At 65.7% G+C, this 24,727-nt stretch carries 20 protein-coding genes; 12 read left to right on the top strand and 8 right to left on the bottom strand.

All coding sequences use genetic code 11. From position 1 onward, the window contains the following. The first annotated feature begins 46 nt into the window (after nucleotides 1-46). Nucleotides 47-1,882, top strand: a complete 1,836-nt coding sequence (locus C7450_RS22785) for an SLC13 family permease (RefSeq protein WP_110376765.1) — start codon at nucleotides 47-49, stop codon at nucleotides 1,880-1,882. A 32-nt stretch (nucleotides 1,883-1,914) separates the two neighbouring features. After that, nucleotides 1,915-2,169, top strand: a complete 255-nt coding sequence (locus tag C7450_RS22780) for a hypothetical protein (RefSeq protein WP_110376764.1) — start codon at nucleotides 1,915-1,917, stop codon at nucleotides 2,167-2,169. 115 nt (nucleotides 2,170-2,284) lie between these two features. On the opposite strand, the gene C7450_RS22775 is transcribed toward C7450_RS22780, so the two are convergent. The 5 genes from C7450_RS22775 to C7450_RS22755 are packed head-to-tail and all read right to left on the bottom strand — an operon-like array spanning nucleotide 2,285 to nucleotide 7,842. After that, the gene (locus C7450_RS22775; RefSeq protein WP_210206510.1) at nucleotides 2,285-2,875 is read right to left on the bottom strand and encodes a dual specificity protein phosphatase family protein; all 591 of its coding nucleotides are present in this window, start codon (nucleotides 2,873-2,875) and stop codon (nucleotides 2,285-2,287) included. 22 nt (nucleotides 2,876-2,897) lie between these two features. Next, complete coding sequence (locus C7450_RS22770; protein WP_110376762.1) at nucleotides 2,898-4,040, bottom strand: MBL fold metallo-hydrolase; 1,143 nt, start codon at nucleotides 4,038-4,040, stop codon at nucleotides 2,898-2,900. After that, nucleotides 4,028-5,761 (bottom strand): ABC transporter permease, encoded by a 1,734-nt coding sequence (locus C7450_RS22765; RefSeq protein WP_110376761.1) that lies wholly within the window; start codon nucleotides 5,759-5,761, stop codon nucleotides 4,028-4,030. The genes C7450_RS22770 and C7450_RS22765 overlap by 13 nt, the downstream gene beginning before the upstream one ends. 4 nt (nucleotides 5,762-5,765) lie before the next feature. Continuing rightward, nucleotides 5,766-6,728 (bottom strand): ABC transporter substrate-binding protein, encoded by a 963-nt coding sequence (locus C7450_RS22760; RefSeq protein WP_110376760.1) that lies wholly within the window; start codon nucleotides 6,726-6,728, stop codon nucleotides 5,766-5,768. Between the two features lie 37 nt (nucleotides 6,729-6,765). Continuing rightward, nucleotides 6,766-7,842: an ABC transporter ATP-binding protein gene (locus tag C7450_RS22755; protein WP_110376759.1), complete on the bottom strand. Its 1,077-nt coding sequence runs from the start codon at nucleotides 7,840-7,842 to the stop codon at nucleotides 6,766-6,768. 164 nt (nucleotides 7,843-8,006) lie between these two features. Here C7450_RS22755 and C7450_RS22750 point away from each other — a divergent pair, with 164 nt between their 5' ends. From C7450_RS22750 to C7450_RS22705, 10 genes are all read left to right on the top strand, one after another. Next, nucleotides 8,007-8,993 (top strand): LacI family DNA-binding transcriptional regulator, encoded by a 987-nt coding sequence (locus tag C7450_RS22750; protein ID WP_245450063.1) that lies wholly within the window; start codon nucleotides 8,007-8,009, stop codon nucleotides 8,991-8,993. A 205-nt stretch (nucleotides 8,994-9,198) separates the two neighbouring features. Next, a complete protein-coding gene (locus C7450_RS22745; protein ID WP_110376758.1) occupies nucleotides 9,199-10,197 on the top strand; it encodes a DUF808 domain-containing protein in 999 nt (332 codons plus the stop codon). Between the two features lie 265 nt (nucleotides 10,198-10,462). Further along, a complete protein-coding gene (locus C7450_RS22740; protein WP_110376757.1) occupies nucleotides 10,463-11,161 on the top strand; it encodes a GntR family transcriptional regulator in 699 nt (232 codons plus the stop codon). A 9-nt stretch (nucleotides 11,162-11,170) separates the two neighbouring features. Further along, nucleotides 11,171-11,878 (top strand): type 1 glutamine amidotransferase, encoded by a 708-nt coding sequence (locus tag C7450_RS22735; protein ID WP_110376756.1) that lies wholly within the window; start codon nucleotides 11,171-11,173, stop codon nucleotides 11,876-11,878. Nucleotides 11,879-11,913: 35 nt separating this feature from the next. Then, entirely contained in the window at nucleotides 11,914-12,957 is a 1,044-nt protein-coding gene (locus C7450_RS22730; RefSeq protein WP_110376755.1) for an ABC transporter substrate-binding protein, read from the top strand. A gap of 2 nt (nucleotides 12,958-12,959) precedes the next feature. Continuing rightward, nucleotides 12,960-14,090 carry a M24 family metallopeptidase gene (locus C7450_RS22725; RefSeq protein ID WP_110376754.1) on the top strand — a complete coding sequence of 377 codons (1,131 nt, stop codon included), beginning with the start codon at nucleotides 12,960-12,962 and terminating at the stop codon, nucleotides 14,088-14,090. A gap of 45 nt (nucleotides 14,091-14,135) precedes the next feature. Further along, on the top strand, nucleotides 14,136-15,794 hold the full coding sequence (locus C7450_RS22720) for an ABC transporter permease subunit (protein ID WP_170147375.1): 1,659 nt from the start codon (nucleotides 14,136-14,138) through the stop codon (nucleotides 15,792-15,794). Between the two features lies 1 nt (nucleotide 15,795). Next, nucleotides 15,796-16,800, top strand: coding sequence for an ABC transporter ATP-binding protein (locus tag C7450_RS22715; protein ID WP_110376752.1), 1,005 nt, complete (start codon nucleotides 15,796-15,798; stop codon nucleotides 16,798-16,800). A gap of 34 nt (nucleotides 16,801-16,834) precedes the next feature. After that, nucleotides 16,835-17,758 carry a dihydrodipicolinate synthase family protein gene (locus C7450_RS22710; RefSeq protein ID WP_110376751.1) on the top strand — a complete coding sequence of 308 codons (924 nt, stop codon included), beginning with the start codon at nucleotides 16,835-16,837 and terminating at the stop codon, nucleotides 17,756-17,758. A gap of 160 nt (nucleotides 17,759-17,918) precedes the next feature. Then, entirely contained in the window at nucleotides 17,919-19,280 is a 1,362-nt protein-coding gene (locus C7450_RS22705; protein ID WP_110376750.1) for an amidase, read from the top strand. A gap of 144 nt (nucleotides 19,281-19,424) precedes the next feature. On the opposite strand, the gene C7450_RS22700 is transcribed toward C7450_RS22705, so the two are convergent. The 3 genes from C7450_RS22700 to C7450_RS22690 form a co-directional block, all read right to left on the bottom strand. Next, complete coding sequence (locus tag C7450_RS22700) at nucleotides 19,425-20,903, bottom strand: aldehyde dehydrogenase family protein (RefSeq protein ID WP_110376749.1); 1,479 nt, start codon at nucleotides 20,901-20,903, stop codon at nucleotides 19,425-19,427. 150 nt (nucleotides 20,904-21,053) lie between these two features. Beyond that, a complete protein-coding gene (locus C7450_RS22695; RefSeq protein WP_170147374.1) occupies nucleotides 21,054-22,619 on the bottom strand; it encodes an ABC transporter substrate-binding protein in 1,566 nt (521 codons plus the stop codon). A 107-nt stretch (nucleotides 22,620-22,726) separates the two neighbouring features. Further along, complete coding sequence (locus C7450_RS22690) at nucleotides 22,727-24,718, bottom strand: hydantoinase B/oxoprolinase family protein (protein ID WP_110376747.1); 1,992 nt, start codon at nucleotides 24,716-24,718, stop codon at nucleotides 22,727-22,729. Between the last annotated feature and the right edge of the window lie 9 nt (nucleotides 24,719-24,727).

The following is a 24,727-nucleotide window of genomic DNA, read 5'->3' as shown; positions in this document are numbered from 1 at the left end:
CTGGCCGGCTCCGGCGGGCAAGAACCGGTCGAACAGGGAGCTGAGATTGAGCCCGATAGCCTATACCGGCACCATCATCGCCGTCGCGGTCGTCCTGTTCGTCTCGAACAGGATCCCGGTTGTCCTCGTCGCGATGATGACCGCGCTTGCGCTTTGGGCAACCGGCGTCCTGACCTTGCCCCAGGCGCTCGGCGGGCTCGGCGATCCGGCGGTGATCTTCATTGCCTCGCTGTTCGTCGTGAGCTCCGGGCTCGAGGTCACCGGCGTCACCGCCTGGGCCGGGCAACTGTTGATCAAGGGCGCGGGCGAAGAGAGCCGGACGCGGCTTCTCCTGTTCACCATGGGGCTTGTCGCCGTGCTCACGGCCCTGATCAGCGTCAACGGCGCGGTTGCGGCCCTGCTGCCGGTGGTCGTCGTGATCGCGGTTCGGCTGAAGCGCAATTCCTCGCAGCTGCTCATGCCGCTGGTCTTTGCCGCGCATGCCGGCTCGATGCTGGCGCTGACCGGCACGCCCGTGAACGTGCTCGTCTCCGAGGCCGGCAGCGACGCGGGTGTCGGCGGTTTCAGCTTCTTCGAATTCGCGCTCGCCGGCATCCCCCTGCTGGCGGGGACCATGGCGATCATCATCCTGTTCGGGCAGCGCCTCCTGCCCGAGCGCAACGGCGCAACCATGCCCGCCGATTTCAGCCGCCATGCCAAGACCCTGGTCGAACAATATGGCTTGGCGAGCGGTATCTATCAGATGCGGGTCCGCGCCTCCTCGCCCTTTATCGGAATGAAGCCGGCAGAGGTCGCGCTTTCGGACTATCCGGGATTGCAGCTGGTCGCCATCCAGGACGGCGAAACCGCAGGACCGCTTCGCCGGCCGGTCGTTGCAGAGGGCGACCACCTCCTGGTGCGCGGCGAAGCTGAAGCTGCCGCGCTGCTGGCGGGGGACATGCATCTCGCCTTCCGCGAAACGGGCAAGGCCGGACAGGGCGAGGAGACGCTGTTCAATCAGCGTTCCGGCCTTGCAGAGGTGGTGATCCCGCCGCGCTCCGGCCTGATCGGCCAGACCGTGTTCCCGGGTATGGTGACGGAGAGCGGCGACCTGATCGTTCTTGCGGTCCAGCGTGCCGGGGCGGAACTCGCGGCCGCCAAGACGGCGGGAGAGGCTGGCGGCATCGCGTTGCAGGCCGGCGATACCATGCTTCTTCAGGGCACCTGGAAGGCCCTCGATATTCATCTCGACGATCCCGACGTGCTGGTCGTCAGCTCGCCCGAGCTGGTCCGCCGCCAGGCGGTGCCGATGGGGCCGGGTGCAAAACAGGCGGTCATCATTCTGTTTGCCATGGTTCTCCTGCTCGCGACGGGCATCGTCCCCCCCGCGGTGGCCGGATTGCTGGCGGCGGGGGCGATCATCCTGTCGGGGATCATGAATGTCGAGCAGTCCTACCGGGCGATCAGCTGGACCACCGTCATTCTCGTCGGTGCCATGATGCCCCTGTCCACCGCCATGGTGGAAACCGGTGCGGCAAAGCTGATGGCGGAACGTCTCGTCTATATGGTGGGGGATGCCGGACCGATCGCGCTGCTCGCCGGCCTGTTCGTGCTCACCGCTATCATGGGCCAGCTCATCAGCAACACGGCGACGGCCCTGATCGTCATTCCGATCGGCGTCGCCGCGGCGACCAGCATGGGCATTTCCCCGAAACCGGTACTCATGAGCACGGCGGTGGCGGCGGCCGGAGCCTTCCTGACGCCGATCGCCACCCCGACGAACCTGATGGTGATGGGCCCGGGCGGCTATGCCTTTGGCGATTACTGGAAGCTCGGCCTGCCTCTGCTGATCTGGTTCTTTGTCGTGGCGGTGTTCCTGGTGCCGCTCATCTGGCGCTTCTGACAGGCCCCCGAGCACGGGGCAGGGAGGTCGAATTGGTTTTCATGCGCGGAACGATGATCGCCGGCGGGCTTCTGCTCGCAGCGATCTGGTCGGGTGGTGCCGGGGCTGCGCCTGTCGCACCTGCGAATGTCGTCATGCCGGCGACTGGCCTGGCGCTCGCCCAATGGGGCCCCCCGCCGAACCGGCATGTCCGGCCGCGCCCGCCGCGTTGCTGGTGGGAGAACCGCCGCGTGAGAGACCATCGCGGCCGCTGGGTTGTCCGCCGCGTGCAGGTCTGCATGCGCTGAGCAGGGGGCTTTCCTCACGTTACGGAGACAGCCCTGCCGCCGCAGACGGCCCGCGTGGTTAGGCTCCCATAGGGCGGACCACAACGCAGTGATCCAGTCTATTGGGATGTGCCGCCTATCGCTGCATCAGGAGCGGGAGATTGCCGACGCGTGCGAGCACGTCCTGCGCAAGGGCCAGCATGGCCGGCTGGGGCTGGGTGGTGTCGAGCCCCCTGGCCCTGCGAACATGTTCGAGCGCGTCGTCGAACGTCCTGAACCGCTCCGGGTGGGCCATGTGCAGGTAGAGGGCGACCACGGTCACCGACCGGCTGCGGCCACCGCGGCAATGGACCAGCACATTGCCCCGGCGATGTGCGGGATAGTGAGGTTTGCCCGGGCTGAGCTGGCCCAGCACGCCGTCGAGCGCCAGCACGGCGGCGAGCAGATGCTGCGGCCGGTTTCCTGGCCCGTCGATCAGGCCGATATGGGTGCGACGGATCGAAGTTCCATCGCCAAGCATGAGCGGCTCCAACTCGATATTGACGGCGAGATTCATCGTCGCCGTGATATCGTTCTGCTGTAGCAGCTCCGGATCGTCGGCCGCGACGCGATTGCCGATAAAGAGCGTTGACCCGTAAGGCTCTATGGATCCGAGAATCGGAAAAAGAACCGGGATCCGGTCTTCCTGTTCTTCCGTGAGCGAATGGGCAGCGGTGGCCATGGTCATCCGTATATTCCGTCTCTGATTGTCATGGCGCGATACTCGCCGTGGGCTCGGTGATTGTCGGGCTCAACGGGTGTGACAGGTGCGATCCGAACTCGAAACTGCGGTCGAGCCGGATGCGGTTGCCGAGTCTCTCGCGCAGAAGGGCCATGCCGTCCCTTTTGGCGAAGGCAGGGACGATATGCCGGGCTCCGCTCGTCCTTGCAAGGTCAAGAATGTCACGCAGCCGCGGATGAACGTTCCAGGGCAGCCATTGCGCCTGCCCTGTGGCCAGGAGATGGGCGGCGGGTGTACCCTGCGGCACGTGGCCCGAAAAAATGAAGCGGAACCGGGCATCGCGGCGCCGCACGAGGTCGGCGGAGAGGCCTGCTTCGCCATTCGCTTCCGCCGCGACGATGACCTCCGTCGGTTGCCAATCCTGGCCCGGCCCCGGCCTTGCAAGAAGCGCTTCGCGTTCGTGGCGCGGCAGCGTTGCGATGGCGTCGTGATGGCCGGCCAGCAGCCCCTCGATCTCCATGCGGATCTGCGGACAGGCCCGTGGTGCAAGCCCGCGCGCCAGAAGGGTGAGCACCATCTCCGGGCCGCGCCCTGCGGAAGGGACGGGCAGGACCGCGCCGCCCGCGCAGGCCGAGACAATCCTGTCGATCTGACAGGCAAGCGTGGAATCCCGGTCGCCATACGAGGCGTCGGTCACGACGCATAGCGCGGGCGGAGGCTGGTCGAAGGGCAACAGGGCCGATTCCACGCTCCAGTCGCCCGTGTAGAGGAACCCGCCTTCCGCCGGAAAATGAAACCAGATCCCGCCGGGCGCATGGCCGCTCCGCCCCAGCCGGACGCGGACGCCTTCGATGTCAGCGTCTCCGATCTCCGGCAGGATCCGGAGGCGGTCTGTATGGGCGATTGCTGGCGGGAGCTGTCGGATCGTCGCTGCCGACGCATAGATGGGAGGGTTGCCGAGCCGGGCCGCAAGCCGCAGGCCGCCGGCATGGTCGGTATGCGCATGCGATACGCAAATCGCATCGACCGCGCCAAGCGCGCTCACGTCCGGCAGCACACCCGGCGCAGGTCCCTCGCCGAGGTCCAGCAGGATGCGGCGTCCTTCGATCTCGAGCAGGAAGGCGGCGGGAAGCTTGTCACCCACCCCGCTGACTACGGTCAATCTTGCCATGGCAGCGCCCCTTTGGGCAGGCGCCCAGCCAGGAGGGAGGCCGCGAGCATGAGCAGCAGCACGATGACAATCATCAGGCAGCCGACGGCAGCGGCAAGGGTCGAGGAGCCGCCTTCCTCGAGAAAGACGATCATCGGGCCGATCGTCCGGGCGCCCGATGAGACGAGGAGGATGGAGACCTGGATCTCGTTGAGCGCGCTCATAAAGACGATCACGCCGGCGGCGACCGCGGCGGGTGCCACGAGCGGCAGGATGACGTCGCGCATGCGCTGGAGGAATCCGGCTCCCGCGGCCTGTGCCGCTTCTTCCAGCGAGCGGTGAATTTGCGCAAAGCCACCGAGAATCGGCCGCAGGGCCAGGGCGAGAAAATGCGCGAGATAGGCGGCGAGGATGATCCAGACGGTCCCATAGATGCTGAAGCCCAGGAGAGGCAACGGCTTCAGGAAGAAGAGGATCATCGAGACACCGAGGATGATGCCTGGAAGAGCATAAGAGATCTCGGTCGCGATCGCGAGAAGCCGGGGCAGAGGCCCTTTCTGCCATGTCAGGAAATAGGCCAGGAACACCGACACGGCCACCAGGATGACTGTTGCACCGGTCGTCAGGGACAAGCTGGTCAGGAAGGCGTCGCGAATTGCGCCGTGGTGGAAGAGGGCGTTCTGATAATTGACCAGGGTGAGATTGGCGACATTCAACGACTGGCCGAAGCCCCTGACGAGCGAGGTCGCGACGAGCGCCGACAGGGGCAGGATGAGGGTCGCGACGAGGAACAACCATGCGGCGGCTTCGACCCACGGCCGATAGCGGCCGAGGTCGACCGCGACAGGATGTCCGCCACCCTCCACGCGTATGTCAGCGCGGCGCCCGAACAGGCTGTTGACGCCGAGGCCGACGACCGTGATGACGGACAGGAAGAGGGCGAGCGCGGCCATGTCGGCCAGCGCGGATGGTCCATAGCTGTTGAGCTGCTGATAGATCAGCGTGATGAGGGTCGGGAAGCGGGCCGGAATGCCCAGCATGGCCTGAATTCCGAAATTGCCGATCGCCGAGACGAAGGCGAGGGCCGCGCCTGCAACGATGCCTGAGCGTGCCAACGGCAGGACGACCGTCGCGAACAGGGTCCAGTTCCCCGCACCGGCAGCGCGTGCGGCCTCCGCCAGATTGGGAGGGAGCCTGCGCAGGGCCGCCCGCACCGTCAGGAAGACCAGCGGCGCGTTGTAGAGGCCGAGCAGGATGATGATGCCGCTCGCCGAAAACAGCGGGTGGCGGGCGCCCGGAGGCAGCGCCAGTCCGAGCAGCCCGAGAACGGGGCTCGTTGGTGAAAAGGCCTGCACCCAGGCAAGCGCTGTCACCTGGGGCGGAATCATCAGCGGCAAGACGAAGCCGAACACCCACACGGTCTTGCAGCGCATGTCGGTGTGGACCGTCAGGATCGCCGCCATGGTCCCGATAACGACGGCCACCGCCGTCGACGCGACCGCGACATGGAGCGAATTGACCGTCGCCACGAAGGTCCGCGTCTTCAGAAGGAGATCGGCCAAGCGCCCGAAATCCACCGCACCATCGGGAGCAACGGCCGTGAGCACGAGACGGGCCAGCGGCGCGAAGGACAAGAGGGCGACAAAAAGACAGAGGGCAGCCAGCACCAGCCCTTGCGACCGGAAGGGGAGCGTCGGCCAACGCCGGCGCTCCCGCGGCATCGATACGGCGAGATCCGCCATCCGATCAGCCGCCGAAGATCGATGTGAACGTCTCACGCACTTGGCGGTCCGTGCCCACGGCCTTGTCCGCATCCATGGGCAGGAGTTTGATATCCGAGAGTTTGGGGAAGCCGGCGGGCGGCGTCACGGATGGGTCGATCGGCATGTTGCCCTGCTGGGCGACGAGGGCCTGTCCGTCCTTCGACAGCAGAAAATCGACGAATGTCTTCGCGGCTTCCGGATGTTTCGTCGTGGAGAGGATAGCCACCGGCTCGGTGATGAAGGAAACGCCATCCTTCGGGAAGATCAGGTCGACCGGCGAGCCGCTCGCCTTGGCGCGGATGACGTCGGCATCGGCGATGATCCCGTATTTCGCAAGACCGCTGGCGACGGCCTTCAACGCGGGACCATTGCCGCCTTCAGGGGTGACGCCAATCTTGGCAAGGCCCTTGTAGAAGTCCCAGCCGATGCCTGGCACGTCGACGACGCTGTGGAGATGGTTGAGCGCGGCTCCCGAATAAAGGGGACTCGGCACCGCAATCTGCCCGCGATTGTCCTCCGTCAGCAGTTCGCCCCACGTCGCGACCGGTTTGGCGCTGGCGGTGTTATAGGCAATGCCGGTCGCGACGATCTTGGTCCCGAAGAACATCTTGTCCTTGTCATAGGTACCCGCGTCGTAGCCCCCGACTTTCGCATCCGGATAGGCCATCAGGCGGCCTTCCTTCTTGAGGAGGCCAAGGTTGATCGTGTCGGCCACGAGCAGGACATCGGGCTTCACGGCCCCGGCCTGGATCTCGGCGCGCAGCACGTTCATGAGCTGGCTTGTCCCGTTGCGGGTCCATTCCACCTTGATGTCGGGATGTTTCGCCTGGAAGGCGTCCACCGTCTGCTGTGCGATTTCCGGCGATTGGGACGTGTAGAGCGTCAGTGTCTCGGCGTTGGCGGTGCCGGCCATCACGACGAGAGCAAGGGCAGGGATCAGGCGCATTGTGGGTCTCGATTCAGATAGGGGAGGGACAAGGTGTTCAAGCGGCGGCCGGGATGACCCAGCCGTCATCGATACGCACCGCGATGGCGGCGCCCGGTGAGAGCGGTTCGCTGTCCGGCGCGTGCAAGGTCAGCGAGACCTGCGGCATGGCATCGGCATGGAAATCGATCTGGTTATGGCTGCCACGATAGATCACACGCTCGACAGTGGCGGCGAAACCTGCCCGCTCATTGCGGACCAGCTTGAGCCCCGCCGGATGGACGCAGACCCTGGCTTGCGATGTGCGCTGCTGGTCGGTGCTGGCCCGAACCTCGTGGTACGTGCCGAAAATCTCCACCATGGCGTGGCCAGGCCGCAAACTCGGATCGACATCATCGGCGGGAAGGATCAGACCGTTGCCGATGAAGCGCGCCACCATCTCGTTGCGCGGCTCGCGATAGAGCTCGCGCGGGGGGGCGAACTGGACGATCCGGCCGGCGTCCATGACAGCGATCCGATCGGCGAGCGCCATGGCTTCCGCCTGATCGTGGGTGATGTAGATCATGCTCGCGCCGGTACGGCGATGGAACGCGACGAACTCGTTTTCCATGGAGGCGCGCAGATGGACGTCGAGATTGGCGAGCGGTTCGTCGAGCAGCATGACGGTCGGGTTGGCGGCAAGGCAGCGGGCGAGCGCGACGCGCTGGCGCTGGCCACCGGAAAGATCCGATGGGGCACGTTCGCCGAGACCCTCCATGCCGACGACGGCCAGCGCTTCAAGACTGCGGCGCGTCCACTCGGCCTTGCCGACGCCGGCAATCTTCAGCGCATAGCCGACATTCTCCATCACGCTCATATGCGGCCAGAGCGCATAGTTCTGGAAGACGATGCCGATGTTGCGCTTCTCCGGCGGGACGTTGAACCGGCTTGACGATACGGGAACGTCGCCGAGGCGGATCAGGCCGGAGTCGAGCTTCTCAAAGCCGGCTATCAGCCGCAGCAAGGTGGTTTTGCCGCATCCCGACGGGCCGAGAACGGCAACGAAGTCGCCAGCTTTGACGGCCAGGCAGACGTCGTCGAGGACCTTCCTGGTCGTGTAGCTCTTCGTAATATTTTCAAGCAGGATATCGGCCATGTTCTCTTTTAACTATCTGTAATAATTATAGAATATTTCCGCATGGAGGAAGTATTGCCTTGCATTTGCACACGAGTGCAAGGTAGTCTGGCTATGCTTCAGTTTTGTGACGGCAGCGCCGCTTGTGGCGCGTGGCGGGTGGTCATGGATGTGGGGACCAGACGATGACGGGACGCTTTGTGACCTCGGCCGACGTTGCCAGGCTTGCGGGCGTGTCACGCTCGGCGGTCTCGCGCACCTTCACGCCCGGTGGCTCCGTATCGGAGGCCGTGCGCGAAAAGGTTCAGGCCGCGGCGCGTGAGCTGGGCTATCGGGTCAACAGGCTGGCGCAGGGGCTGCATACCGCGCAGTCGAATCTGATCGGCATCTTGGGGGCCAATCTCTCCGAGCCGTTCATCGCGGCGCAGCTCGATGCCTTGAGCGCCATGCTGATCCGGCGGGGCCTGCATACCCTTCTGCTCAACGCGGAAGCGGGTGATATGACGACCCTGATGAGCCTTGTGCTCGAATACCGTGTACGGGCCATCATCGTTCTGTCGGGCGCGCCGCCCGCCGACATCATCGCGGAATGTCTCAGGAACAATCAGCGGATGATCCTGATCAATCGCGGCGACTGCGGCGGGAGCGTTGATACGGTCGAGACCGACGACGTCTTGGGCGGGACGCTTGCGGCCGAGCATCTTCTGGGGATCGGACGCCGCAAGATGGGGGTTGTGCGAAGCCGCGCGAATACGCCGAGCCAGCGCCGGCGGGCCGGGGCTTTCCTCGATCGCGTCAAAAAGGCCGGCCTGCCCGCTTTCGAATGGGTCGATGGCGATGACAACTACGGCGCCGGGTGCGCGGCCGCCCGCGCCCTCCTTCCGCAAGGGGGCATCGATGGCGTCTTCTGTGTGACGGACCGCGCTGCATTGGGATGTCTCAATACGGCGCGCTTTGAACTGGGGCTGTCGGTTCCTCGCGACGTGGCGATCATCGGCTTCGACAACATCGCCGAAGCCGCTTGGGCTTCGCATGGGTTGACGACGATCAGCCAGCCCGTATCTGCCTTCGTTGATGCCATTGGCGATATTCTCGACAACCCGCGCGCCGGGGATGCGCCAGCCGTCAGGTCCCTCGTTCCTGTCGAGATTGTTCGACGAATGACCGCATAGGCGGCATGATCCGGCTCCTTCCTCATGAAGTGGGGGCTGATCGCCGTCCGCATCACAGCAGTGAACCGATCATCGTCGGCCACGATCCTGTCGTGGTGCGGCGCCGCCTTGCCGACGGCATGGTATTGTCACGCCTTTACGATGGTATTACGTCCGGCTCCCGGGCCGGCGCCGCGCTGGCCGGCCCGAATTGCGGAGGACCTCCATGAGTGTCGGCCTGATGGCCCTTCTCGACGATATCGCCGCGCTGGCCAAGGTCGCCGCAGCCTCGCTCGACGATGTCGCCGGCATGACCGCAAAGGCGGGAACGAAGGCCGCCGGCGTCGTGATCGACGATGCGGCCGTGACCCCCCGCTATGTGACGGGTTTCTCGGCTGCGCGCGAATTGCCGATCATCGGCAAGATCGCGCTGGGCTCGCTGCGGAACAAGCTTGTGTTCCTGCTGCCGGCCGCCCTGGCGCTCAGTCTGCTGGCGCCGCAGGCGATCATGCCTCTCCTCATGCTCGGTGGGCTCTATCTCTGCTATGAGGGCGCTGAGAAGATCTACGGGCTCCTCTTCCCCCATGCGGCCCACGCGCATGAGGCCGAAGTGGAGCCGATCAGCATCGATGCGCAATCCTTCGAGGACGGGAAGGTCGCCGGCGCGATCAGGACCGACTTCATCCTCTCGGCCGAGATCATGACCATCACCCTGGGCACAGTCCCCGATGCGGGCCTTCCAACCCAGGCTTTGGTGCTGGGCGTGGTCGGCATCGCCATCACTGTGGCGGTCTATGGAGCCGTGGCCCTGATCGTAAAGGCCGACGACGTCGGTCTGATGCTCGCCCGCGTATCCGCGTCGTCGCCGATCGGCGTTCTGTCCCGCCTGATCGGCCGGGTGCTCGTCCGGGGCATGCCCTATTTCCTGAAGCTCCTCGGCATCCTCGGCACGGCAGCGATGGTCTGGGTCGGTGGCGGCATCATCCTGCACGGCTTTGCGGGATACGGCTACGGCTGGCTGAGCCATCTCCTGCACGATGCGGGCGCCGCCGCCGCGCATATCCTGCCCGCCGCGGGGGCCGTCGTGTCCTGGCTGGTCGAGGCGGCCGGCGCCGGCATCGTCGGCGTTGCGATCGGGGCGGCCACCATCCCCGTGGCCAGCTATTGCGTCGCGCCTCTCTGGCGATGGATCAGGACACGGTTACGCCGGACCAGTCCTGCATAACGATCCAGGAAAAAGCGGCCGCTGATGCGGCTGTCGAGGCGGTGGCAGCATCCCGCATCGCCGGATGCCTGATCGGTCTGGCCAAGGGCCACGCGCCGATGTCTTCGATCCCGTCCACCCGCTTATGGCGGCGCGCGGCGCCGTTCCACCGGAGCTTGCATACCGCGCGATGGCCCAAGAATCCGGCAAGTGTGCGCCTGGCAATTAGGCAAGGCGCACAAAAGGTCGGCTTGACGGTGCACAAGTGGTATACCAAAGTTATGCCATGACAGACGCAGATGACGAGATCGAGGATCAACCCTCGAACGCCGAGCAGAATATGTCGGCAATCGCCTTCGAAAAGATCCGCGGCATGATCGTGGCCGGCGAGATCGGCGGCGGTTCCGTGGTGCAGGAACGACGCCTCGCGGCCGCCCTTGGCCTGTCACGCACGCCGGTACGCGAGGCCCTTGGCCGGCTTTCGGGCGAAGGCTATGTCCGGCGCGAAGGGCGGGTGCTGACGGTCAACCCGATCCTCGTCGAAGACGTGATGGAAATCCTCACGGTCCGCAGGGCGGTGGAGAGCGAGGCGGCCGAGATCGCCGCCGGCCGCTTCGATCCGGTAAAGCTCTGTGCCATCCGCGCGGCGGTCAACGGCATGATATCCCCGGCCGAGGTGACATCGGAGCGCCATTGGTCCGTCGATGACCTTGTTCATCTCTCGATCGCGGAGGCGGCGGGCAATCGTCTGATCGTGCGCCTCGTCACCGACCTGCGTCAGCGCACCCGGATGTTCGGTTTGACGCGCATCCCGCGGCGCTTCGAACCGGGCAAGCTTGAGCATCTCGCCATCCTCGATGCCATCGAGGCGGGTGATGGCGCGGCGGCCAAGGCGGCGATGCGTCTTCACATCGACAATGCGCGCAAGGGAATTCTGAATTCGCTCGCCGGTGAGGGCGGGCGCGACTGGCATAGCAACGGTTAGGACGCAAGAATGGCAGGCCGTTTTCTTTATTTGCAGAACGGAACAAGTAATACCACCGTATCGCGCTTGCCGGACTTGTTCCGCGATACAGGCCTTTCCGTCGAGATGATGTGGGCTTACAACGGCGAATTTCCTGATGATGTCAGGAATTATGATGGAATATTCATTTCGGGAAGTCCTCACGGGGCCTATGAGGATATTCCGTTCATTCACCGCGAGCATCACCTGATCCGGGAGGCTGCGGCGGAAGGCGTCCCGATGCTCGGGATATGCTTCGGCAGCCAGATTCTCGCCTCGGCCCTGTGCGGCCGTGACCAGGTCTTTCGCCGGGCGACCTGTGAGGTCGGCAACAAATGGCTCGACACGACCGTGGCCATCCGCACCGACCCCATCGCCTCCGAGATCGGCGAACGCGTCTACATGTTCGTCTGGCACAATGACGAGGTTCGTGCGGGGCATCCGGACATGACCATTCTTGCGTCGAGCGACGCATGTCCCAATCAGATCTGGCGCTATCAGAACAAGCCGATCTGGGGCATCCAGGGCCATCCGGAAGTCACCCGCGCCGAGGCGGTTGGCTGGTTCGAGGCGAGCCGCCCGCGACTTGAAAAGGACGGCGCGGACATCGCCGAACTCCAGGCGACAGCGGACGAGGCTCTGCCTGCCAAGACGATGCTGTCACGCTTCGCGCGCCTGTGTGCGGGCGGGAGCAAATAGCGGTTCAGTCCAACTCAAAACAAAGGGGAACTGGCATGATGCGTAAGGGAATCCTCGCTGCGGCGCTGATGGCGGCGCTCATTCCGGCCGCCGCTAAGGCCGCGGACGAGATGGTCTTTTCGAGCTGGGGCGGGTCCTATCAGGAGGCCATCCGCAAGGCTTGGCTCGAGCCCTTCGCGAAGGCGACGGGCGCCAAGATCGAAGAGGACACCAATCCCGAGGTCGCGAAGATCAAGGCGATGGTGGACACCAATTCGGTTGCCTGGGACGTGGTGACCGCCGGCGGCGGCGGCCTGATGCGCGGCGTCGCGCTCGGACTGTTCGAGCCGATTTCCGCGGAGATGGTGGACCAGAGCGACGTCTTGGACGGCGCGCGCAACGCATATGGCGTGCCGTCCGAAATATTCTCCACGCTGGTTGGCTATTCGACGAAGGCCTTTCCGGCGAGCGGCCCGCAGCCGAAGACCTTTGCCGACTTCTGGGATGTCCAGAAGTTTCCCGGCAAGCGCACGCTGCCCGACAAGCCGGAAACCGTTCTCGAGGCCGCCCTGCTCGCTGACGGCGTTGCGCCCGGCGATGTCTATGCGACGCTCTCCACCGAAGCCGGCATGAAGCGTGCGCTGGACAAGATCCGCAGCCTGAAGCCGAACGTCGCCGTCTGGTGGTCGAGCGGCGCACAGCCCGTCCAGGCGCTGGGCTCCGGCGATGTCGTCATGGCGCTTGGCTGGAACGGCCGCTTCCAGTCTGGCATGGACTCCAATCTGCCAATAGCCATGTCCTGGGATCAGCAGATTCCGCAGGTCGGTTACTTCATGATCCCCAAGGGTGCGCCGAACAAGGCGACGGCCGTGAAGTTCCTGAACTTCATTGTGAAGCCTGAAAACAGTGCAAAGCTCAGCGAATACGTCTCCTACGGCCCGGCGACGAAGGGCGCTTGGCAATTCATCGACAAGGCGCGCGCCGAGAAGCTGCCCTCGACGCCCGAGCGCCTGAAGAACGCGCTGTTCCTCGATATCAAGTGGTGGGCTGCGAACGGTGCCAAGGCCACCGAAGCTTACACGGCAATGATCAAGGGCTAGTCATGGTGACGCAGAATTACTGGTTCCCGCGCGAAGACTATCTCGCGCGGGTCGAGAAGGTGCGCGCGCAGCTCGCGGCCCAAGGACTGGACGCGCTTGTGGCGTTCATGCCGGAAACCGTCACATATCTGACCGGCTTCTTCACGCGCGGCTACACGTCCTTCCAGTTCGCGATCATCCCGGTCACGGGCGATCCCGTGCTTTTCTGCCGCGATGTCGAGGAATACTATCTGGACGCCACCTGCGTCTTTCCCGGCCGGGTGATGTGGACGGATTCGGACGACCGCAACAAGGTCGCCGCCGCGGCGATCACGCGCGCGCTCGGCCCGAAGGCCCGCATCGGCGTCGAGATGCAGGCCTGGCCTCTGAACGCCGCGCGTTTTGCCGGCCTGCAGGCGGCCCTGCCGGAGGCGACCTGGACCGACGTGTCCCAGCTTGTCACCGTCATGCGCTTCATCAAGTCGCCGGCGGAGATCGCCTATCAGCGCCGGGCGGCCAAGGCTGCCGAGGCCGGAATGGCGGCGGGCATCGCTGCAGCCAAGGAAGGCGCGACCGAGCGCGAGATGGCGGCCGACATCTGCGCCGCCATGATCCGCGCGGGCAGCGATCTGCCGGGCCCGGGCGTCCTGTCGTCGGGGGAGCGCGCCTTCCATCTCCACGGCGGCTATTCCGACAGGGTGTTGGCGCGCGGCGATATCGTGCAGCTCGAGACGACCCCGAATGTGCGTCACTATCATGCGCGTTTCATGCGCCCCATGAAGGTGAGCGTGGCGACCGACGCGGATCATCGTATCGTCGAGACGCTGATCAAGATACAGGACGAGGCCATCGCCGCGGTCGGCCCTGGTGTGAAGGCCACGGTTCCGGACCGCATCTACCGCGAGGGCGTGCTTGGCGCGGGTCTGCGCGAGACCTATACCAACAAGACCTTCTATTCCGTCGGCCTGCTCCTGCAGCCGAGCGGCGGCGAACCGCTGGAGGCCGAGCCCACCTCGGCCTGGTCGTTCGAGCCCGGCATGACCTTCCACACCTATGTTCTGGCGAAGGGCTTCGGCATGTCGGAGACGATCGCCATTACCGAAACGGGCATCGAGCGACTGACGAATTTTCCGCGGCAGCTTTTCGTGAGTTGAGGGATGGCGGCCGCGCATATTCAGAATGGAGCGGGATACGGCCGGATGCTCGGCCGACCTGCGGCAGGCTTGCCCGGTTGGCTCGGAATACTCCCCTACGGGCTGGTTCTGCTTGCCGTCTTCGCGGTGCCCGTCCTGTTTCTGCTGCGGCTTGCCTTTGGCGACGCCGGCTTTTCGCTCGCCCATTTCATCCGCATCGCCGAGGTCCCGATCTACCGGTCGGTTCTCCTCACGACGCTGTCGATCTCGGGCATGACGACGGTGCTCGCCGTCGTCATGAGCTATCCGCTCGCGTATCTGATGGCGACGGTGAGCCCGCGCGTCCGGTCGATCCTTGTCGTCGTCGTGTTGCTGCCGTTCTGGACGAGCGCGCTCGTCAGGACGACGGCCTGGATCATTCTTCTCCAGGGCAATGGGGTGCTGAACCGCATCCTCATGGGGACGGGCCTGACGTCGGAGCCCATCACCTTCGTCTATAATCTCTCCGGCGTGCTGATCGGCATGACGCATGTGCTGATGCCCTTCGTCGTGCTGCCGCTCTATGCCGCCTTCCGCGGCCTCGACCTCGCCACCGTCCAGGCCGCCGAGGGACTGGGCGCCGGCCCCTGGACGGTTTTCCGGCGGATTGTCCTTCCCTTGACGGCGCCCGGCGCCATGGCGGGCGCCATGATCGTGTTCATGAACGCGATCGGCTACTATATCACGCCGGCTTTGATGGGCGGTCCGGCGCAGACGATGATCGCGCAGATGATCGCCGACAATATAACGCGCGAGCTCAACTGGGGATTTGCCGCGGCGCTGTCCACCGTTCTCCTCGCGGCAACATTGCTGATCTTCGTCATCTTTCAGCGCATCTTCGGCCTCGAGCGGCTCATGGCTGGCGGGGGCGGCACGCGGGGCGGGGAGGCGTTCCGGCTGACCTCGCGGGGGCGCACCTCCGGCGGCATCCTGACGGCGGCCTGCGGCCTCCTCGTCGCGCTGTTCCTGATCGCGCCCATTCTCATCGTCTTTCCGATGAGTCTCGGCTCCTCGCCGTTCCTGTCGTTTCCCCCGACGGACTACAGCCTGCGCTGGTACGCGAATTTCTTCGCCACATCGAAATGGCTCGATGCCTTCCTCAGGTCGTTGCAGGTTGCGGGCCTATCCGTCACGGCATCCGTCGTTCTCGGTACGCTCGCCGCCATCGGCCTCAGCAGAACGGGCCGCCGCTGGCGCCCCCTCCTCGAGACCGTCTTCGTTCTGCCGATGATCGTCCCGGTCATCATCCTCGCCGTCGGCCTATACTATCTCTTCGCACCGCTTGGACTGGTCGGGACCATCTGGGGTCTTGCGATCGGCCACACGGTGCTGGCCACACCCTTCGTCTTCATCACGGTGAGGGCCGCGCTGAAGGCGTTCGATACCAATCTGGAATTGGCGGCGCGCGGGCTCGGCGCGGGGTGGGTGACCATGTTCCGGCGGGTGATGCTGCCGGCCATTCTGCCGGGGATCCTGGCGGGAGCGATCTTTGCCTTCATCACCTCCTTCGATGACGTCGTTCTCGCGCTCTTCCTCACCAATATCCGCACGCGGACCCTGCCGAAGCTGATGTACGAAGGTGTCGCGCATGAGATCGATCCCACCATCATCGCCGCGGCGGGCCTCATCATCCTCGTGACCATCGCCGTCCTGGCGATCAATCTTCTCCTCTCGCGGAGGCGCTGACATGTCGATCCGACATTTGGGAAAGCCGGTTCGCATAGAGGGGGTGCGCAAGGCCTACGGGGCCGCCGTCGCGCTCGACGGCATCTCGCTGGATATTGCGCCCGGTGAATTCTGCACCCTGCTCGGGGCCTCGGGCTCGGGCAAGACGACGCTGCTCAAGGCCCTTGCGGGCTTCGAGACCTGCGATGCGGGCAGCATTCTCGTGGATGGCCGCGATATCGGGCCGGTGCCGGTGTCGCGGCGCAATATCGGCATGGTGTTCCAGAATTATGCCCTCTTCCCGCATATGACGGTCGCGCGGAACGTCGCCTTCGGGCTGGAAATGCGCGGGCTCTCCCGCGCCGAGATCGGCAGGCGCGTCGACGGCGCGCTCGCGCTCGTCAGCCTGGAGGGTTATGCGGGGCGCTTCCCGCGCGAACTCTCCGGCGGCCAGCAACAGCGCGTGGCGCTCGCCCGCGCGCTGGTGATCGAGCCGGATATCCTGCTCATGGACGAACCGCTCGGCGCGCTGGACAAGAACCTGCGCCAGGCCATCCAGCAGCAGTTGCGCGACCTGCATCAGGCGATCGGGGCGACGATCGTCTATGTGACGCATGATCAGGAGGAGGCCCTGTTCCTCTCCGATCGGATCGCCCTGATGGACAGGGGCCGGATCATTCAGGCCGGGGCGCCCGAAGATCTCTATTTCAAGCCCGCCAACAGGTTCGTCGCAGGTTTCCTCGGCGAGTGCAATTTCATTCCGGCCGGCGACGGTCGGCCGGGCGAGGTGGCGGTTCGGCCGGAGCGAACCCTGTTGGGTCATGCCGCTGCAGCCGCGGAGGTGCGCCTCGGCGGCCAGATCCGCTCCGTCGTCTTTACCGGCACGGGTTACCGCGTGATCGTCGATGTGGCCGGACGGGTTGTCACGGCGCTGACGGATAGCGATGACAAGGTCGCCCGCCTGCCGCCCGGCAGCGACGTCATCGTGGGCTTTGAACGCCGCCACGCGATGACATTCGCCGCCTGAGCCATTCAAGAACAGAAGAAGTGTGAGGAATTCGATGCTGCTCGATGAAACGGCCGCAGGTGTTTATGTCATTGCCGTGACACCTTTCCGCGATGACGGTGCCCTCGACTTGAGCAGTCTGGACAGCATGGTCGATTTCTACCTGGAGAAGGGTGCTGACGGCCTGACTATCCTGGGCATGATGGGCGAGGCGCCCAAGCTGACGGGCGCCGAGTCCGTCGCGGTCGCGCGCCAGGTGCTGCGCCGCGTCGACGGACGGGTTCCCGTTGTCGTCGGCGTGTCCGCGCCCGGTTTTGCATCCATGGTCGAACTGGCGCAGGCGGTGATGGACCTCGGCGCGGCCGGCGTCATGGTGGCTCCGCCCTCGACCTTGCGCACCGACGACCAGATCGTCCAGTACTACCGCACGGCCGGCGACATGCTGGGGGCGACGCCCTTCGTGCTGCAGGATTTTCCACTCAGCACCCAGGTCCAGATCTCGCCCGCTGTTCTCGACAGGATCATCGCGGCGGTGCCGACTTGCGTCATGATCAAGCATGAGGACTGGCCGGGACTGGCCAAGATCGAGGCCCTGCGCCAGACGAGCGCGAAAGGCGGGCGCCGGGTATCCATCCTGACCGGCAATGGCGGCCTGTTCCTGCCTGAGGAACTGCAGCGCGGCGCCGATGGCGCGATGACGGGCTTTGCCTATCCCGAGATGATGGTCGGTATCTCAACGCGGCATGCGGCCGGCGATAGCGAGGGTGCGCAGGACCTGTTCGATGCCTATCTGCCGCTGGCCCGCTATGAGCAGCAGCCGGGCCTTGGACTGGCCGTGCGCAAATATATCCTCGCCAAACGCGGCGCCATCGCCAGCGCGAGCCTGCGTCGTCCGGGGCCGAAGCTCGGGGCGGCTGATATCCGTGAGATCGAGCGGCTCATCGCACGCCAGACACGGCGGCTGGACAGCCTCCGGTAGGCCGCCCGATACCGCAGGGCGGCGCGACGGAGCCCTTCACCGGTTTCGCAGGGGCTTCCGGCCTGCGCAGGGGCGCCTTCCCTCGCCTCTTTAAAGCGGAAGGCGGTTGCATGGTTCTGGAAATCCTCTACTCAGATCCGGTCTGAGAGTGGGCCGAGCCATGAAACCTGCACCGTCCCTTGCGCAACTATGCCGCGACCTCGCAGAAGGCCGCACCAGCAGCGAGACGCTCGTCGAGGATTGTCTGGCGCGGATCGCCGATCCCGCTGGGGAAGGCGCACGCGCCTTCATCAAGATTGTGCCGGACCAGGTCCGCGCGGTCGCCAAAGCCATGGATCTTCTGCGTGGAGTCCATGCGGCGCCATCGCCTTTCGCCGGCATTCCCATCGCGGTGAAGGATCTGTTCGACATCGCCGGCGAGGTGACGACAGCCGGATCGCGCGTCCTGGCAGACGCGCCGCCCGCCACCCGTGATGCGCCGGCGATCGCGCGGTTGCGGCGCGCCGGCTTTGTCGTCATCGGTCGCACGAACATGACCGAATTTGCCTATTCCGGCCTTGGTCTCAACCCGCATTACGGCACGCCTCTATCGGTCTGGCGCCGCACGGAGGGCCATGCGCCCGGCGGCTCCTCTTCGGGCGCGGCCATTTCCGTGGCCGACGGCATGGCTCATGGCGCTATCGGGAGCGACACCGGCGGCTCCTGCCGCATCCCGGCGGCCTTCAATGGTCTTGCCGGCTTCAAGCCGACCGCGCGCCGCGTGCCGCTGGAGGGCGCCCTGCCGCTGTCGCCCGCGCTCGATTCCGTCGGTCCGATCGCGCGCACCGTGGGCTGCTGCGCCGCGCTCGACGCCATCATGGCCGATGAACCGCTCGACGTGCTGCAGCCGGCGTCGCTGACGGGGTTGCGTGTCCTCGTGCCGACGACGGTCGCGCTCGATGACCTCGATGCGGAGGTCGCGACGGCGTTCGCCTCCGCGCTCCGGCGCCTCTCCGCGGCCGGGGCGCAGGTGGTCGAGGCGCCGTTCCCGGAATTCGCCGAAGTCGCCGGCATCAACGCCAAAGGCGGCTTTACCGCCGCGGACAGCTATGCCTGGCATGCGGCTCTCCTGGAGAAGAGCGAGGCCGGTTACGACCCGCGCGTCGCCGTCCGTATCCGTCGCGGCGCGAGCCAGACGGCAGCCGATTACATCAATTTGATTGCGGCGCGCCATTCGCTGGTTGAACGGGCCGCGCGTCGCCTTGCGACCGTCGATGCCGTCGTGATGCCGAGTGTGGCGATGGTGCCGCCGCGTATCGCCGATCTGGCCGATGATGAGGCCTATTCCCGCGCCAACCTCCGCAGCCTGCGCAACGCGACGCTGATCAATATGGTCGATGGCTGCGCCATCTCCGTGCCCATCCGTGAGGGCGGCACCGACGCACCCGTCGGCCTGATGATTGCAGGCCCCGCCGGCGCCGATCACCGGATCCTGGCGATTGCCGCCGCGGCGGAGGCCGTGGTGTCGGCGGCGCCTGCCTGATCAGCGACCGCAATGGACATGTCGAGCAATTTTACCATTGTCTAACTCACGCTGCTGATCCTGTCCGCCAGCCGCGTCATGATATAGGCTGTCAAGCGCCGTCCCCGGCGAATTCTTCATCGAGAATCTCGCCGGGTGAAGAGCTCAAGCACCAAAATCAATCAAGACGGTCTTGTGGCGCAGGTTCTGCTCGACGGCCTGCCGGCCGAGATCCTTGCCTATCCCGGAGCTCTTGAAGCCGCCTGTCGGCAGGATGAAATCGAGCGTGCGGCTGTAGCGGTTGATCCAGACCGTGCCGGCCTTGATGGCGCGCATGGCGCGCATGGCCCGGCCGAGATCGCGGGTGTAGACGCCGGCCGCCAGCCCATATTCAGGGTGGTCGGCGAGGGCGAAGCCTTCCTCTTCGGTCTCGAAGCTCTGGATCGTCAGAACCGGGCCGAAGACCTCTTCGCGCACGGCCGCCGTCTCGCCATCGACCTGCGTCAGCAACGTCGGCCGGTAGAACGCTCCGCGCAGCCCCTCCACGCGCCCGCCGCCGAAGACGCAAGCGGCACCCTGTTTCAAGCTGGCACCGACGATCCGTTCGATGCGTTGCGCCTGCTGTTCCGAGATGATGGGCGCGAAGGAGGTGCTCTCAAGCCAGGTCGGTCCCGGCGCGATGTCGGAGAGGAGCTCCTGCAGCAGCGTAGCCAGGTGCTCCGCCACGGTCCGCTGGACAATCAACCGCGAGCCCGCGACGCAAGCCTGCCCGGCATTTGCGAGCAGCGAGCCGGCAATGCAGGCGGCCGCCTTTTCGAGGTCCGCGTCGGCGAACACGAGCTGGGGGCTCTTTCCGCCGAGTTCGAGGGTCACCGGTTTGGGGCCGCTGTCCGCGGCCGCCTTCATCACGGCGATGCCGGTCCGCGTCGAGCCGGTGAAGGAGAGCTTGGCAATGCCGGGATGGCGGCAGAGCGCCTCACCGACGATGCCGGTGCCGTGGATGACGTTGAGGATGCCGGACGGGATGCCGGCCTCCACGGCGAGCTGCGCCAGCATCACGGTCGAGAACGGTGTCAGTTCGGAGGGCTTCAGTACCATCGCGTTGCCGGCGGCGAGCGCGGGCCCGACCTTCCACGAGGCCATGCTGAGCGGCACGTTCCAGGGCGTGATCGCGCCGACGACACCATAGGGCTCGGATAGGATCAGGCCGAGATTGTCGGTGCGCGTCGCCGCGACATCGCCGCCGAGCTTGTCGGCCCATTCGGCAAAAAAGCGGATGCCCTCAGCGACGCTCGCGACATCGCCGCTGATGGCCTGTGCGATCGGTCTGGTCGAGCCCAGAGCCTCGAGCTGGCCGAGTTCCGTGCCGCGTTCCTCGATCAGGTCGGCCCAGCGCCGCATTGCGCGCGCCCGTTCGCGCGGCGGCCGGCTCGCCCAGCCGCTCGCCGCGACGCTCCGGGAGGCGGTCTCTACCGCCTCCTCGACGAGATCGGCATCGGCGACCGGGACTTCGGCATAGTCGACCAGATCGGACGGCCGCGCGACCGGAAGGCGTTCACCGGTTCCCTCGACGACGCGCCCACCAATGAAATGGCCACGCGCAAAATGGAGGCTGTCGGGGTCGAAGCTGCCTGAAGGCGACATGGCGCTGTCTCGTCGTCGATCGGGATCGAGGGATTGCGGTGACATCGGGGAGCGCGAGAGGCCGGCTGCGGCCTCTCGCTTGGGCAATCCCCGATTTCGCAGGGCTTGCCGGTTCGCATCCGGACGGGGTCCGCCGCGGATGCGGGAGCCTCAGCGGACGGCGAGCGCGTTGGTCAGCTCTTCCAGGTTGGTGGTGTAGGTCAACGGCTTGCGGGTCGCGACCACGACGCTCTGGTCATGCAGGGGGAGTGCGGCGAAATCCTTCATCGTCAGTTCCATCGCCTTGGCTTCGAGCGCCCTGCGCTTGGTATCGTCGGTGGTGACGGTGAAGGTCCCGATCAGGGCGTCGAGATCGGGATTGCTATAGCCGCCATAATTCCAGCTGCCGGTCTTCTTCTCGGCGTTGTAGGTCTGGAAGGCGTGGACCAGCACGTCGGTCTCGCCGCTGGCGGCCGCGCTCCAGCTTGACAGGAAGATGCTCGCGCCGCTCGCGGTGCGCGGGTTGACCATCTTGAAGTAGGCCGAGCTCGGCTGGGTCACGACATTGGCGCGCAGGCCGATGCGCGAGAACATCTGGCCGAGCGCCTGGCAGATCTTGGCGTCGTTGACATAGCGGTCATTGGGGCAATGGACCGTGACTTTGAAGCCGTCGGGATAGCCCGCTTCGGCGAGGAGGGTCTTGGCCTTGTTCGGATCGTAGGCGGGGACGCCGAGCGTCGCCGAATAGCCGCCGAGCCCCTTGGCGACGAGCTGCCCGGTCGGGAAGGACAGTCCGTTCATGACGCGGTCGCGAATGGTCTCGCGGTTGATCGCCAGCGAGAGCGCCTCGCGGACGCGCCGGTCCTTCAGCGGGTTGGTCTTGAGCGGGGCACCGTTGTTGTCGGTGATGAACGGCGAGACCTCGTGGCCCTGGTCGAGATTGACGTAGACGTTCCGCATGGACGGGCCGGTATGGACCGCGAAATTGGCATCGGCCCGGATGCGTTCGACGAATTCCGGCGGCACGCCGTCGATCATGTCGACATCGCCGGCGAGCAACGCCGCCGTGCGGGCAGACGGATCAGGCAGGAAGCGGAAGCGGACGCTGTCCCATTTAGGCTTCTCGCCCCAGAAATTCGGATTGCGCTCGAGCACGAGCTCGCGACCGCTGGCGAAGCCGGCGAACTTGTACGGGCCGATCGAGACCGAGCCCTTGGCGCTGGTGAAGTCGGCCTGGGTCGCGGTTGTGGCGATCTCGGACGGGATGATCGGGACCTGCGACATGGCGAAGGCCAGGGTCGGAGAGGGCGCGGCGGTTGTCATCTTCACGGTCAGCTTGTCGACCGCCTCGATCGCGGTGACGCCGTTGAAGAGGCCGGCATAGGAGCCCACCGCGTTCGGATAGTCCCGCGCGCGCTTGTAGGACGCCACGACGTCCTCCGCGTCGAAGGTCGAGCCATCGGAGAAGGTGAGGTTCGGCCGCAGATGGAAGGTCCAGCTCGAATCCGTGGTCTCCCAGCGCTCGGCCAGGTAGGGCAGTACGCGTGCCTCGTCGTCGAGCGTCGTCAGGAAGCCGAGATAGTGGCGGTAGTACTGGACGTTATTGCCAGACCAGAAATAGTGCGGATCCATCACCGCCTCGATGCGCATGCCGATCTTCAGCTCCTCGGCCTGCGATGTCGCCGTAACGGCTAGTAAGGCGCCGAGCGCCGCGATGGTGGTCTTGATCATCTTCATGCGTTGAACCCCTCTCTCGTTAAACGCGGCTTTGATGCGCCGCTGTCTGGCTGGTCTGCTGTGTCGCTGCGGGGCCATGGCGGCCAATCCCACAGCGTCGTGGGCTCTCAGGTCTTGGCGTGGCTCTCTCCGAGGGCCGGGAACTCGGCGCGGATATCGGCGAAGATCGCCATCATCTGCTCTCGGACCGGCCTGCCGGCATGCGACCCGTTCTCGACCGCGGCGAAGACGCGGTGCTTCAGGAAATGGCGCCAGACCACCGGGCTGTCCGCCAGGAATTCCGTCAGCGTCGCATAACGCTCGCGCGTCCAGAGTTGCTCGAAGGCCGACCGGGCCGGGCCGTATTCGAAATGCCGGTCCGGTGTAGCCGGCATCCCGGCGCGCAGCCTCGCCGTTTCGGCGGCATCGATGTCGCCATCCCTGATCGCGACGCCATAGTCCTGCCGGGCCCGCTCCAGGCTCACGAAGCCGCAGCGCCAGTCGCGCAGCACGGCCTGCGGGTCACGCTCACGCGGCAGGCCGTAACCGCCTGCGCCCGGCCCGACGACCCGCACGACGTCACCGGGGCCGCATTTGATCACGTCCCGGTTGCCGTGCTCGACGGCGGCGGGCGTGCCCGGATTGGTCGTGAAGGTGGAAGTCGCGCCGGAGCGTCCCCCGAGTGCACCGGCCGAGGCAAAGACCGAGCGATTGCGGTTGCGCGCGGTGACGACCGTGTTCGGCGCCGAGACCCGGAATTCCATCACTGTCGCGAGACCGCCGCGATAGCGTCCCGGCCCGGCCGTGTCGGGCTGCAGCCCGTAGCGCTTGAACAGGATCGGGACTTCGACCTCGTTGATCTCGATCGGCGTGTTCTTGAGGAAGGCGGAGAGGCCGCCCGAACCGTCGGGGCCGTCATGCTTGGGCGTGCCGCCGCCGCCGCCGCCGACCGGACCGATCGAGGCGACAACGACCCGGTTCTTCTCGTCGACGGTCCGGATGTTCATGATCGCGTTGCCGCCTGGAGAGTTGGCGGGCATGCGCTCGGGAACGGCCAGCGAGAAGCAGCCGAGCGTGGCGATCTGCGAGACGGCGCAGGTCAGCGAGCGCATGCCGACCGCGGCGGGCGCCTCGCAGTTCATCACGGTGCCGCTCGGCATGACCGCCCGCGTCGGGCGCAGCGTTCCGGCGTTGAGCAGCAGTCCCGGATCGAGCGTCGACAGTGCATAGGTTACGCCCACGAGCGCGAGCGGGTGGCGCTGGCGCCCGCCCGTCGGCATGTTGAGCGACGAGGTCAGCTGCGGGTCGGAGCCGGTATAGTCGAGCTCGAGCTCGCTGCCCTTGACCCGCATGGTGATGGCGATCCGGCAGGGAAAGCCGTCGTCGCCGTCCTCGTCGGCATAGTCGGCGTAGAAATACTCGCCGTCGGGAATGCTCTCGATAATCCGCCGCGCCTGCGCCTCCGCATAGTCGAGGATGCCCTCGATGCCGGCGCAGAAATCCTCGACGCCGAAGCGCGCGACAATCTCGTGGATCTTGCGCTCGCCGATGTTCACGGAGGCGAGCTGCGCATTGAAGTCGCCCCAGTTCTGCTCCGGCGCGCGTACGTTCAGCCGCATGATGCGGGCGACATTCTCGTCCATCCTGCCGCCGCTGACGATCTTCAGCGGCGGGATGCGGATGCCTTCCTGGACGATCTCTGTCAGCGTGCGCGACAGAGATGCCGGAACGGCGCCGCCCACATCGGTGTTGTGGATGTGGCCGACGACGAAGCAGATGATCCTGCCCTCGTGGAAGACCGGCTTCCAGATATGGATGTCGGGCGAATGCGTTGCGACGTTGCCCGCGTAGCTGTCATTGGTGATCGAGATGTCGCCTTCGCGATAATCCTCGATCAGGTCGAGCACCGGCTTGTAGTCGATGCCGCTGTACCAGGGGGCGCCGAAGCTGCGCGGCGACGCGAAGGCGAGGCCGCTCGGCGTCACGATCTGGCAGGAGAAGTCCTCGGTCTCCTTGACGAAGGTCGAGTGCGCCGTGCGCATCAGCGTGAACGCCATCGCGTCCGCCGCGGCGGCGCAGTAGTTGGCGAGGATCTGGAGGTTGCGTCCGTCGATGGCCATGGTCGCGTC

The sequence above is a fragment of the Chelatococcus asaccharovorans genome (genome assembly GCF_003201475.1).
GTDB lineage: Bacteria > Pseudomonadota > Alphaproteobacteria > Rhizobiales > Beijerinckiaceae > Chelatococcus > Chelatococcus asaccharovorans.
Note: the sequence above shows the minus strand (reverse complement) of the source record. Positions and strands in the feature narration are given on the sequence as shown.